This is a genomic window from Bacillus sp. MYb78, assembly GCF_002975115.1.
GTDB lineage: Bacteria > Bacillota > Bacilli > Bacillales > Bacillaceae_G > Bacillus_A > Bacillus_A cereus.
Map to the genome: position 1 here is coordinate 63,674 of NZ_PCOB01000006.1, position 13,030 is coordinate 76,703.

Here is a 13,030-nt window from a genome sequence, read left to right on the forward strand (position 1 = left end):
GGTCTCATTTTTTTATTTATAAATAGTGGGGCATTCCTATCTTCTAAATCGAGCTTGTACTTTATTTCGTTTACGGTCTCGGTGCAAGACGAAGCCACCGAAGATATAAAACCCGAGCCCGAAGCAGAGAGCGCCGATTAAAAATTGTAACCACAGTATAGAGATTGGTGGAAATAGAATCCCGAATACAGTATCTCTCATTAACTTTATACCAAACACAGCTAATGAAATAGGGATGAGTGCTAATAGTAGAGCAACGTAACGCTGCATACATAACTCTCCTTTTCAGATTATTTCGTATATTTTAATGATGTTATACGGAAAGGGGGTTTGTCAAGAGGGTGCTGAACGAGTAAGATAAGGGTGTGAAAAAATTTGCAGAGTTACTTCGAGAGGAAGTGTAATATATGAAACAAAAAGTATTAATTGTTGGTGCAGGTGAAGGCGGGAGCGCACTGCTGAATCTGTTACAAAGTTCGAATATATTTCAAATTATAGGGATTATTGATATAAATCCGTTGGCAAAAGGATTACAAATTGCTAAGGAATATGGAATTGCAATTGGAGAAAGCGTAACTCCATTTCTTTCTATGCATATCGATGTAATATTTGATATGACAGGTGAAGATGATGTACATAAAGTTTTATTGGAAAAAAAGAAAAAAGACACTCTTCTTATACCAGGTGATATTGCAAAAATTGTTACAGGATTAGCGCATGAGAAGGAAGGGTTAATTGGGCGGTTAGAGGAACAAACGCAACAAGGAGAATTAATTTTAAATTCTACGCATGACGGCATGATCGTAATTGATCGAGAGGGACAAGTTCGTCTTTTTAATAAAAGTGCGGAGCGTATTATCGGATATAAAAAAGAAGAGGCGATAGGAAAATATATTTTAGAAGTCATTCCCACTAGTAAATTACTTCGCATTATACGTACGAAACAAATAGAAGTAAATTATGAACTAACATTAGAGAATGGAAAGAAAATTATTACAACGCGTATACCGATATTAAAAGAAGGCGGAGAGGTACAAGGGGCATTTGCAATTTTTAAAGATATAACAGAAGTTGTAGATTTAGCGGAAGAAGTTACAGACTTAAAAGAAATTCAAACACTATTAGAGGCAATTATCAACTCATCTGAAGAAGCGATTTCGGTTGTGGATGAAAAAGGAAGAGGTTTAGTCATTAACCCGGCATATACGAAATTAACGGGTCTAACAGAAGAAGATATTATTGGGAAGCCTGCTACAACTGATATTGTAGAAGGCGAAAGTATGCATATGAAAGTACTTCGAACGCGTCGTGCGGTGCGCGGAATACATATGAAGATTGGGCAAAAAAAGCGCGATGTAATTGTAAACGTAGCGCCAGTTATTGTGGATGGAATATTGAAAGGAAGCGTTGGCGTTATCCGTGACGTGTCGGAAATTCAAAAGTTAACAAATGAATTGAATAGAGCAAGGCAAATTATTCGCACATTAGAAGCAAAATATTCATTTGATGATATTGTCGGAAATTCAGATGAAACAACGGCAGCTATCGAACAGGCGAAGCTAGGAGCGAATACACCAGCAACGGTACTGTTACGCGGTGAATCTGGGACTGGTAAAGAATTGTTTGCACATGCAATCCATAATGGAAGTAATCGAAAATACAATAAATTTGTCCGTGTAAACTGTGCGGCCATTTCGGAGACGTTGTTAGAAAGTGAATTATTTGGTTATGAGGAAGGGGCGTTTTCTGGAGCGAAAAGAGGCGGGAAACGTGGGTTCTTTGAGGAAGCGAATAACGGTAGTATTTTTTTAGATGAAATAGGGGAGTTATCTGCAAATACACAAGCGAAACTCCTTCGTGTATTGCAGGAAAAAGAAATTGTAAAAGTTGGTGGAACGAAAGCAATACCCATTAATGTTCGAGTAATTGCAGCGACACATGTGAATTTAGAAAAGGCTATTCTAGAAGGGAAGTTTAGGGAGGATTTATATTATCGATTAAATAAAATTCCAATTCAAATTCCATCTCTTCGTCAACGTAAAGGAGATATACCGAAAATTGCGGACAGGTTGATTCAAAAAATTAATCAAGATTATGGTCGTAATGTAGAAGGGCTCACTGATTCAGCTATTTTATATTTACAATCATACGAATGGCCAGGAAATGTGAGAGAACTTGAAAATATTTTAGGACGAGCGATTATTTTTATGAATTATAACGAGATCTATATTGATGTACAACATTTACCGCCATTACATAATGAAGAGCAGGTGGAGTCAAAGCAATCTCATTTATTACCTGAATTAGAAGAAAAGCCACTTGAACATTTAGTAACAGAGTTTGAAGGGAATATTATTCATGAATATTTGGAGAGATTTGATGGGAATAAAACACAAACTGCAAAAGCGTTAGGAATTTCCGTTCGAAATTTATATTATAAGCTAGAAAAGTATGACCATGCAAAAAATAGCATGCAATAAATTGCGTACCGTGCAATTTATTGCATGGTATACAAAAAGCGACAAAATAAGACAGAATCTTTTGTTATTTTCCAAAGTATTGATTTTACTGCATTTTGAATGCGTTTTCATTATTGGTAAGACCACTTTTGAAAGTTGGCACGGTATTTGCTTTATAAATAGACGAGGGACGACGGAAAGGGTTGATTACAAAATATGAAGTTAGAATACTTAATTGATCAAGCAGCGGGACAGCCTAAAAAAACTGTAGCTGTAGCAGTAGCTGAAGATCATGAAGTAATTGAAGCTGTAGCGAAAGCAATTAAATTACAGCTAGCTCAATTTCGTCTATATGGAAATCAAGAAAAAATAATGGGGATGCTACAAGAACATGGTTTACAAACTTCAGAACATGTTGAAGTGATTGCAGCAATGTCTAATGCAGAGGCTGCAGAACTTTCTGTTAAATCTGTGAGAAATGGTGAGGCAGACGTGCTTATGAAGGGTAACATCCCAACAGCGAATATTTTGAAGGCTGTGTTAAACAAAGAGTGGGGCCTACGTAAAGGTAGCGTACTTTCACATGTAGCAGCATTTGAAGTTCTAAATTATGATCGTCTTATTTTCGTTACAGATGCAGCGATGAACATCGCACCTGATGTAACACAAAAAGCTGCTATTATACAAAATACTGTAGAAGTTGCCCGGGCAATAGGAATCGACTTGCCAAAAGTGGCACCAATTGCAGCAGTAGAAGTTGTGAATCCAGCGATGCAGGCGACAATTGATGCAGCGATGTTAACACAAATGAATCGCCGCGGACAAATTAAAGATTGTATCGTTGATGGACCACTTGCTTTAGATAATGCAGTATCACAAATTGCAGCAGAGCATAAAGGCATAGTAAGTGATGTAGCAGGTAAGGCAGATATTTTACTCGTCCCAACGATTGAAGCTGGAAATGTGCTATATAAATCACTCGTATACTTTGCGGATGCAAAAGTAGGAGCAATGATTGCTGGCGCAAAAGCACCGATTGTTTTAACATCTCGTGCTGATTCAGCAGAAACAAAAGTATATTCATTAGCATTGGCAGTTGCGACTGCTTCAAAATAAACCAAAAAGGGTAAAACATTAGGGGGAAACGACAATGACATTAGAAATCTTCGAATACTTAGAAAAATATGATTATGAGCAAGTAGTATTTTGTCAAGATAAAGAATCTGGTTTAAAAGCAATTATTGCAATTCATGATACAACACTTGGACCGGCTCTTGGTGGAACAAGAATGTGGACATATGATTCTGAAGAAGCGGCGATTGAAGATGCATTGCGTCTTGCAAAAGGGATGACATACAAAAACGCAGCAGCTGGTTTAAACTTAGGTGGTGCGAAAACAGTAATTATCGGTGATCCTCGTAAAGATAAGAGCGAAGCAATGTTCCGTGCACTAGGACGTTATATCCAAGGGCTAAACGGACGATACATTACAGCTGAAGATGTTGGTACAACAGTAGATGATATGGATATTATCCACGAAGAAACTGACTTTGTAACAGGTATCTCACCATCATTCGGTTCTTCTGGTAACCCATCTCCAGTAACTGCATACGGTGTTTATCGTGGTATGAAAGCAGCTGCAAAAGAAGCTTTCGGTACTGACAATTTAGAAGGAAAAGTAATTGCTGTTCAAGGCGTTGGTAACGTAGCATATCACCTATGCAAACATTTACACGCTGAAGGAGCAAAATTAATCGTTACAGATATTAATAAAGAAGCTGTACAACGTGCTGTAGAAGAATTCGGTGCATCAGCAGTTGAACCAAATGAAATTTACGGTGTTGAATGCGATATTTACGCACCATGTGCATTAGGCGCAACAGTTAATGATGAAACTATTCCACAACTTAAAGCAAAAGTAATCGCAGGTTCTGCAAATAACCAATTAAAAGAAGATCGTCACGGTGACATCATTCATGAAATGGGTATTGTATACGCACCAGATTATGTAATTAATGCAGGTGGCGTAATTAACGTAGCAGACGAATTATATGGATACAATAGAGAACGTGCACTAAAACGTGTTGAGTCTATTTATGACACGATTGCAAAAGTAATCGAAATTTCAAAACGCGATGGCATAGCAACTTATGTAGCGGCAGATCGTCTAGCTGAAGAGCGCATTGCAAGCTTGAAAAATTCTCGTAGCACTTACTTACGCAACGGTCACGATATTATTAGCCGTCGCTAATCATTCATATATAACTTTTACAAAAGGTGTGGTTACCTCTTATGAGGTTTCCACTTCCTTTTGAATTTATTAGTGGAGGTAGCAACATTGTCTGTAAATCGAATTCTTGTTATTAACCCAGGTAGTACATCCACAAAAATTGGTGTTTTTGATAATGAAAGACCCGTTCTAGAAGAAACGATTCGTCATGACGTAGAACAGATTGGAAAATATAAGAGAATTATCGACCAATATGAGTTTCGAAAAGAAACGATTTTAGAAGTTCTACATTCTCATGGTATTAACATTTCAAAATTAAACGCTGTTTGTGGACGTGGTGGATTACTTCGTCCAATCGAAGGCGGTACGTATACAGTAAACGATGCGATGTTAGAAGATTTGAAAAATGGCTTTAGCGGTCATCACGCTTCAAACCTTGGAGGCATTTTAGCATATGAAATTGCTTCTGGATTAAACATTCCTGCATTCATTGTGGATCCTGTCGTTGTAGATGAGATGGAGCCGGTTGCTCGTATAAGTGGTATTGCTGGTATGGAACGCAAAAGTATCTTCCATGCATTAAATCAAAAAGCAGTTGCTCGTAAAGTAGCTGAACAGTTAAATCACAAATACGAGGATTTAAATTTATTAGTTACACATATGGGTGGCGGTATTACAGTTGGTGCTCATAAAAAAGGAAGAGTAATCGATGTGAATAACGGTTTAAACGGAGAAGGACCATTTAGTCCAGAGCGCGCTGGTACAGTACCAGTAGGGCAACTAGTAGAAATGTGTTTCTCTGGTGAGTATTACCGTGATGAAATGATTAAAAAACTTGTCGGACAAGGTGGACTTGTAAGTTTAATCGGTACAAATGATGCGATTAAAGTAGAGCAAATGGTTGAAAAAGGTGATCCTGAAGCAACTCTTATTTACAAAGCAATGGCATATCAAGTTGCAAAAGAGATTGGCGGAGCTAGCGCTGTACTTCACGGGAAAATCGATGCAATCGTATTAACTGGTGGACTGGCATACAGTAAAATTCTTGTCGATGAAATAAAAGAGCGAGTGGACTGGATTGCAGATGTTATCGTACATCCAGGCGAAGATGAGTTAGAAGCGTTAGCAGAAGGAGCACTTCGTGTATTACGTGAAGAAGAAGCTCCAAAAGAATACGTTGTACGTGAAAAAGAAACGGTAGCTAGGGGTTGAGATAATGGCAAAAGAATATGATTTAGTCATCGTTGGCGGCGGTACTGGTGGATATGTTGCTGCAATTCGTGCATCACAATTAGGGTTAAAAACAGCACTAGTCGAAAAAGAAAATCTTGGTGGTACTTGTTTACACAAAGGATGTATTCCTAGTAAAGCTCTTTTACGTAGTGCGGAAGTATATGCAACTGCTAAAAAAAGCGAAGAGTTCGGAGTTATTGCAAGCAATGTAGAACTAAACTTTGCGAAAGTACAAGAGCGTAAAGAGAAGATTGTAACGCAGCTTCATAAAGGTGTTCAACATTTAATGAAACAAGGTAAAATTGATGTGTTTGAAGGTATTGGTCGTATTCTTGGCCCGTCTATTTTCTCTCCTATGCCAGGGACAATTTCAGTTGAACTTGCAAGTGGAGAAGAGAATGAAATGTTAATTCCAAAAAATGTACTTGTTGCAACAGGTTCTCGTCCAAATTCATTACCAGGTTTAGAATTAGATGGAGAATACGTAATGTCTTCGGATCATGCCCTAAAAATGGAAACGCTTCCTAGTTCGATTATTATCGTTGGTGGCGGTGTAATCGGTATTGAGTGGGCATCTATGCTTGCTGACTTCGGTGTAGAAGTTACAGTATTAGAGTATGCAAAAACGATATTACCACTAGAAGATCAAGACGTTTCAAAAGAAATGCAACGTCTATTCAAGAAAAAAGGTATTAAAGTGGTAACTGGTGCAAAAGTATTACCAGAAACATTGGTAAAAGATAATGGAGTAACAATCCAAGCTGAACATAACGGTGAGAATAAAGAATTTAAAGCAGAAAAAATGCTTGTATCTGTAGGAAGACAAGCGAATACGCAAAATATTGGCTTAGAGAACACAGATATCGTTGTGGAAAAAGGATACATTCAAACAAATGAGTTTTATCAAACGAAAGAATCGCATATTTACGCAATTGGAGATGTAATCGGTGGCCTGCAACTTGCTCACGTTGCTTCTCATGAAGGGATTGCTGCAGTAGAACATATTGCAGGGAAAGAAGTTACACCAATTGATTACTCTATGGTATCAAAATGCGTATATAGCAGTCCAGAAGTTGCTTCTGTTGGCTTAACAGAACAAGAAGCGAAAGAAAAAGGCTATAAGTTAAAAGTAGGTAAGTTCTCATTCCGCGCAATCGGAAAAGCACTTGTATACGGAGAATCAGATGGTTTCGTAAAACTTGTAGTTGATGAAGAGACAAATGACATTCTTGGTGTTCATATGATTGGACCACATGTAACAGATATGATTTCTGAAGCTGGTCTTGCAAGAGTACTTGATGCAACACCTTGGGAAGTAGCACATACAATTCATCCGCATCCATCATTATCTGAGGCGATTGGTGAAGCAGCACTTGCTGTAGATGGAAGAGCGTTACACGCATAAAAATGTGGATTTAGGAGGTTATGAAAAATGGCAGAAGTAAAAGAAAAGCGCCATGAAGAGCTTGGCTTAAGTGATGAGCAAGTATTAGAAATGTTCCGTACGATGTTACTTGCACGTAAAATTGACGAACGTATGTGGTTATTAAACCGTGCTGGTAAAATTCCATTCGTAATTTCTTGTCAAGGACAAGAGGCTGCACAAGTTGGAGCGGCGTTCGCTCTTGATAGAGAGAAAGATTATGCATTACCATACTACCGTGATATGGGTGTTGTACTAGCATTTGGTATGACAGCTAAAGAGCTTATGTTGTCTGCTTTCGCGAAAGCTGGAGATCCAAACTCTGGTGGTCGTCAAATGCCTGGTCACTTCGGTCAAAAGAAAAATCGTATTGTTACAGGTTCATCTCCAGTAACAACGCAAGTACCACATGCAGTTGGTATTGCACTAGCTGGAAAAATGGAGAAGAAAGATTTAGTAACGTTCGTTACATTTGGAGAAGGTTCTTCAAACCAAGGTGACTTCCATGAAGGGGCAAACTTTGCTGGTGTACACAAACTACCTGTTATTTTTATGTGTGAAAATAACAAATATGCAATCTCTATTCCGGTTGAAAAACAATTAGCATGTAAAAACGTATCAGATCGTGCAATTGGTTATGGTATGCCTGGATATACAATAGACGGAAACGATCCGCTTGCAGTATATAAAGCTGTAAAAGAAGCAGCAGATCGCGGTCGTCGTGGTGAAGGCCCAACTTTAATTGAAACAGTATCATATCGTTTAACAGCACATTCTAGTGACGATGATGATCGTGTTTATCGTGATAAAGAAGAAGTAGAAGAAGCAAAGAAAAAAGATTCAATTATAACATTCGCGGCTTATTTAAAAGAAGCTGGTGTGTTAACTGAGGAATCGGAAAAACAAATGTTAGACGAAATTATGCATATCGTAAATGAAGCAACAGAATATGCAGAAAATGCTCCGTATGCAGCACCTGAAGATGCATTGAAGCACGTATACGCAGAATAGGGGGGAACGTTTCATGGCTGTAATGTCTTATATTGATGCTATTACATTAGCAATGCGCGAAGAAATGGAACGCGATGAGAAAGTATTCGTTTTAGGAGAAGATGTTGGTAAAAAAGGTGGCGTGTTTAAAGCGACACACGGTTTGTATGATCAATTTGGTGAAGATCGTGCGCTTGATGCACCGCTTGCAGAATCTGCAATTGCTGGGGTAGCAATTGGTGCAGCAATGTATGGTATGCGTCCAATCGCTGAAATGCAGTTTGCTGATTTCATCATGCCAGCAGTAAACCAAATTGTTTCTGAGGCAGCAAAAATTCGTTATCGTTCTAATAATGATTGGACTTGTCCAGTTACAATCCGTGCACCATTTGGTGGGGGTGTTCACGGTGCATTGTATCATTCACAATCTGTAGAAGCGATGTTTGCAAACCAGCCAGGTTTAAAAATCGTTATCCCTTCTACACCATATGATGCAAAAGGCTTATTAAAAGCAGCCATTCGTGATGAAGATCCAGTATTATTCTTCGAACATAAACGTGCATATCGTTTAATTAAAGGTGAAGTGCCGGAGGATGACTACGTATTACCAATCGGAAAAGCAGATGTAAAACGTGAAGGTGATGATATTACAGTTATCACGTACGGATTATGTGTTCATTTTGCTCTTCAAGCAGCTGAAAAGTTAGCACAAGATGGCATCTCTGCACACATTCTTGATTTACGTACTGTATATCCATTAGATAAAGAAGCAATCATTGAAGCAGCTTCTAAAACAGGTAAAGTTCTTCTTGTAACAGAAGACAATAAAGAAGGAAGCATTATGAGTGAAGTGGCAGCAATTATTGCTGAAAACTGTCTATTTGATTTAGATGCGCCAATCGCACGTCTTGCAGGTCCAGACGTTCCAGCAATGCCATATGCACCAACAATGGAAAAATTCTTTATGGTAAATCCAGATAAAGTTGAAAAAGCAATGCGTGAACTTGCGGAATTTTAATCGGGGGGACTATACATGGCTGTAGAAAATATTACAATGCCTCAGCTCGGGGAGAGCGTTACAGAGGGCACAATTAGTAAATGGCTCGTTAATGTTGGCGATCACGTAAACAAGTATGATCCGCTTGCAGAAGTAATGACTGATAAAGTAAATGCTGAAGTACCATCTTCTTTCACTGGTATTGTGAAAGAGTTAATCGCTGGTGAAGGTGATACATTAGCTGTAGGTGAAGTAGTTTGTGTGATTCAAGTAGAAGGCGCAGACGAAGTAGCAGCAACAGCTGTTGAGGAAAAAACGAAAGAAGAACCAAAGGCAGCAGCAATTACGCCCGAGAAAGCACCGAAAGTAAAACAACCAACTGATGGAAAACCACGTTTTTCACCAGCTGTGTTAAAACTTGCGGGTGAGCATAACGTTGATTTAGATCTAGTAGAGGGTACGGGAGCAAACGGCCGTATCACTCGTAAAGATATTTTAAAGCTAGTGGAATCTGGAAATATTCCGCAAGCAGGTGCGGCGAAGAAAGAGGAAGCTGTAGCGGCAGTAGTAGAAGCTCGCCCAGAAGCACCAAAAGCAGCACCAGTAGCGCAAAAAGTAGAAGCTGCGAAACCAATTTCTGTACCTACAATGCCTGGAGATATCGAAATTCCAGTAACAGGTGTGCGTAAAGCAATCGCAGCGAACATGTTACGTAGTAAACACGAAGCACCACATGCTTGGATGATGATTGAAGTAGATGTGACAAACCTTGTGTCATACCGTAACTCAATCAAAGGTGACTTTAAGAAGCGTGAAGGCTTTAACTTAACGTTCTTTGCTTTCTTCGTAAAAGCAGTAGCACAAGCGTTAAAAGAGTATCCTCAAATCAATTCAATGTGGGCTGGCGATAAAATTGTTCAGAAGAAAGATATTAACCTTTCTATCGCTGTTGCAACAGAGGAAGAACTATTTGTACCAGTAATTAAGCAAGCGGACGAGAAAACAATTAAAGGTATCGCTCGTGAAATTACAGAACTTGCAGGAAAAGTACGCACGAAATCGTTAAAAGCAGACGAAATGCAAGGTGGAACATTTACAATTAATAACACAGGATCATTCGGTTCTGTTCAATCTATGGGTATTATTAATTACCCACAAGCGGCTATTTTACAAGTTGAATCAATTGTAAAACGCCCAGTAATTATGGATAACGGTATGTTCGGTGCTCGTGACATGGTTAACTTATGTTTATCACTTGATCACCGCGTACTTGATGGTTTAATTTGTGGTAAGTTCTTAGGGCGTGTTAAAGAAATTTTAGAAAACATGTCAGAAAATAATACATCTGTATATTAATAAAAAGCTCGCTTATGCGAGCTTTTTATCATCTTATTTCTTCATCTACATCCTACTATATGTATAAATACCTTTCCCAGTAATCTTACAATAAACGATTATGTATTAGGAATTTACGAAAATACATTGCTGATATATGGTATATGGATATAAAATAAGAAAAGAATAATTTTTTTGGCAAATCTTACTGATGAAACTGTAGTATAATATATTGTATTGTATGAAAAAGAGAGTTATTCTATATAAGTGTTTTATAGATAATGTGTAATCAGTCGTCAAAACATGAAGAATGTTGACTCCTGGTTTTTTATTTTTGCCGTAACAATGTTTCAGGAGGATGTCATGAAAAGAAGTACCGAGTTTCTAAAAAGTTTAGATGTAAAATTAATTTTAATTTTGTGTGCACTATGTGTGACGAGTATAGCTGCTATATATAGCAGTCAGCAAACGGGACAGTATGGAGCTGCAAACTTTGCTATGAAACAAGGTGTTAACTACATAATTGGGGTTGTATTGTTACTTCTTGTTGCAAGCATTGATTTAGATCAGTTACAAAAATTATCTTGGCCGCTTTATATTGCTGGGTTTGCTTCACTTATTCTTTTGAAAGTATTACCACCATCAGGTTTTACACCTGAAAAATTAGGTGCAAAAAGATGGTTTGTTTTCCCAGTATTTGGACAAATTCAGCCGTCTGAGTTTTTCAAAATTGCATTGCTACTTGTAGTAGCGAGTATAGCAGTAAAACATAATGCACAGTATATGGCAAGGACATTCCAAACAGATTTAAAGCTAGTAGGTAAAATTATGCTAGTGTCACTTCCACCTATGGCGGTTGTATATAGTCAACCTGATACAGGTATGGTGTTCTTATATGCTGCTGCTATTGCATGTATTTTATTTATGTCAGGTATTCAAAAGAAATTGATAGCATTATGTACAGTTATTCCGTTGACCATATTATCTGCTTTAATATTTATTTTCTTTAAGTATCAAGATTTTTTCTATAATAAGTTAGTTACTTTACTAAAACCTCACCAACAGTCGCGTATTGTAGGTTGGTTAAATCCATTTGAAAATGCAGATCAAGGTTATCAAACACAGCAATCGATTTTAGCTGTAGGTAGTGGAGGAATGGAAGGTAAAGGGTTTGGGGGAGGAAGCGTCTATATCCCAGAGAAGCATACTGACTTTATTTTCGCTACAATTGCCGAAGAAGGTGGATTTATCGTAGCAGCCTTAGTTGTTTTCTTGTTCCTATTACTACTATATCGAACAATTATTATTGGTTATTCCGCTGATAATTTATTTGGTACATTATTATGCGCTGGATCGATCGGTATATTAACAGTTCAAATATTCCAAAACATCGGTATGATCGTTGGATTAATGCCTGTAAAAGGTATTGCATTACCTTTCTTATCGTATGGGGGAAGTTCCTTATTCTCGAATATGATTATGATGGGGCTCATACTATCGGTACGGAAAACTTATAAAAAATATATGTTTTCCGTTAAGTAAAAAAAGCTGGTTCGTTTTTAAACGAACCAGCTTTTTTTACATATATGCTCATAAACGTTGCAAACTAAAACAGGATAGCAGTTTGAGACGGGTAAGGAGTGCAAAGTGATGCATATGCATATTTTTGAAGGAGCACGGCATCTTTCTAATAGTGAATGGGTTATTCGGGCTATTATAGCATACATATTTTTAATATTAGTTGCGAAAGCAATGGGGCAAAGGTCTATCGCACAACTTCGTTTTTTAGATGTTGTATTAGTGTTATTGCTTGGTGGGAATGTTTCTAACGCATTGTCTGATGAAAAAGTAGGGTTACTGGGCTCGATGATTACAACGTTCATACTCGTTGTACTTCATATTATAAGCTCAGTTTTAATGCTGAAATGGGATAAATGGAGACGCTTTTTAGAGCCAGCACCTATCATTCTTATACATAATGGTTCCATTGATTTTAGCAATTTGAAAAAGGCGAGAAATACCGTGGAATATTTGTTTTCGGAACTTCGTATGCGAAATGTGAGCGATATTCAAACGATTAAATTAGCATTATGGGAAGCGAACGGTGTCGTTTCTATATTTCGGTATCCAGAATATGAAGCAGTTTCGCGGCTTGATCTTAAAGTGGCGGGAAGAAAATCTCCAGTTTCTTTTGTATTAGTAAAGGATGGGAGGATTCAGAAAGATGTTCTTGCATTATTAGGAAAAACAGAAGCGTGGGCGAGAGAATTTCTAGAGGAGAGTACAGAAGTCGAATCCATTATGTTAGCTACAGTAGATGAATCACATAAAATAAATATTTTGTTAAAAAAATGAAAAATATA

The 13,030-nt window shown here is 37.8% G+C and carries 11 protein-coding genes; 10 read left to right on the forward strand and 1 reads right to left on the reverse strand.

Going from position 1 to position 13,030, the window contains the following annotated elements:
• Positions 1–36 precede the first annotated feature (36 nt).
• The gene (locus CQ064_RS14340) at positions 37–270 is read right to left on the reverse strand and encodes a DUF2627 domain-containing protein (RefSeq protein ID WP_001190211.1); all 234 of its coding nucleotides are present in this window, start codon (positions 268–270) and stop codon (positions 37–39) included.
• A gap of 137 nt (positions 271–407) precedes the next feature.
• On the opposite strand from CQ064_RS14340, the gene CQ064_RS14345 reads away from it, so the two are divergent.
• The 10 genes from CQ064_RS14345 (at position 408) to CQ064_RS14400 (ending at position 13,022) form a co-directional block, all read left to right on the forward strand.
• A complete protein-coding gene (locus CQ064_RS14345; RefSeq protein ID WP_000810971.1) occupies positions 408–2,480 on the forward strand; it encodes a sigma-54 interaction domain-containing protein in 2,073 nt (690 codons plus the stop codon).
• A 195-nt stretch (positions 2,481–2,675) separates the two neighbouring features.
• Complete coding sequence (gene yqiS / locus CQ064_RS14355; RefSeq protein ID WP_000764676.1) at positions 2,676–3,575, forward strand: phosphate butyryltransferase; 900 nt, start codon at positions 2,676–2,678, stop codon at positions 3,573–3,575.
• Between the two features lie 34 nt (positions 3,576–3,609).
• The gene (locus tag CQ064_RS14360) at positions 3,610–4,710 is read left to right on the forward strand and encodes a leucine dehydrogenase (protein WP_000171355.1); all 1,101 of its coding nucleotides are present in this window, start codon (positions 3,610–3,612) and stop codon (positions 4,708–4,710) included.
• A gap of 87 nt (positions 4,711–4,797) precedes the next feature.
• The gene (buk, locus tag CQ064_RS14365; protein ID WP_000115781.1) at positions 4,798–5,901 is read left to right on the forward strand and encodes a butyrate kinase; all 1,104 of its coding nucleotides are present in this window, start codon (positions 4,798–4,800) and stop codon (positions 5,899–5,901) included.
• Positions 5,902–5,905: 4 nt separating this feature from the next.
• A complete protein-coding gene (lpdA, locus tag CQ064_RS14370; protein WP_001051295.1) occupies positions 5,906–7,327 on the forward strand; it encodes a dihydrolipoyl dehydrogenase in 1,422 nt (473 codons plus the stop codon).
• A gap of 27 nt (positions 7,328–7,354) precedes the next feature.
• On the forward strand, positions 7,355–8,356 hold the full coding sequence (bfmBAA, locus tag CQ064_RS14375; RefSeq protein ID WP_000852551.1) for a 3-methyl-2-oxobutanoate dehydrogenase subunit alpha: 1,002 nt from the start codon (positions 7,355–7,357) through the stop codon (positions 8,354–8,356).
• A gap of 13 nt (positions 8,357–8,369) precedes the next feature.
• Complete coding sequence (gene bfmBAB, locus CQ064_RS14380; RefSeq protein WP_000290071.1) at positions 8,370–9,353, forward strand: 3-methyl-2-oxobutanoate dehydrogenase subunit beta; 984 nt, start codon at positions 8,370–8,372, stop codon at positions 9,351–9,353.
• A 15-nt stretch (positions 9,354–9,368) separates the two neighbouring features.
• Positions 9,369–10,688, forward strand: coding sequence for a dihydrolipoamide acetyltransferase family protein (locus CQ064_RS14385; protein WP_000257645.1), 1,320 nt, complete (start codon positions 9,369–9,371; stop codon positions 10,686–10,688).
• A 342-nt stretch (positions 10,689–11,030) separates the two neighbouring features.
• The gene (locus tag CQ064_RS14395; protein WP_000831180.1) at positions 11,031–12,209 is read left to right on the forward strand and encodes an FtsW/RodA/SpoVE family cell cycle protein; all 1,179 of its coding nucleotides are present in this window, start codon (positions 11,031–11,033) and stop codon (positions 12,207–12,209) included.
• Positions 12,210–12,317: 108 nt separating this feature from the next.
• Positions 12,318–13,022, forward strand: a complete 705-nt coding sequence (locus tag CQ064_RS14400; RefSeq protein ID WP_000550972.1) for a DUF421 domain-containing protein — start codon at positions 12,318–12,320, stop codon at positions 13,020–13,022.
• Positions 13,023–13,030: the final 8 nt, after the last annotated feature.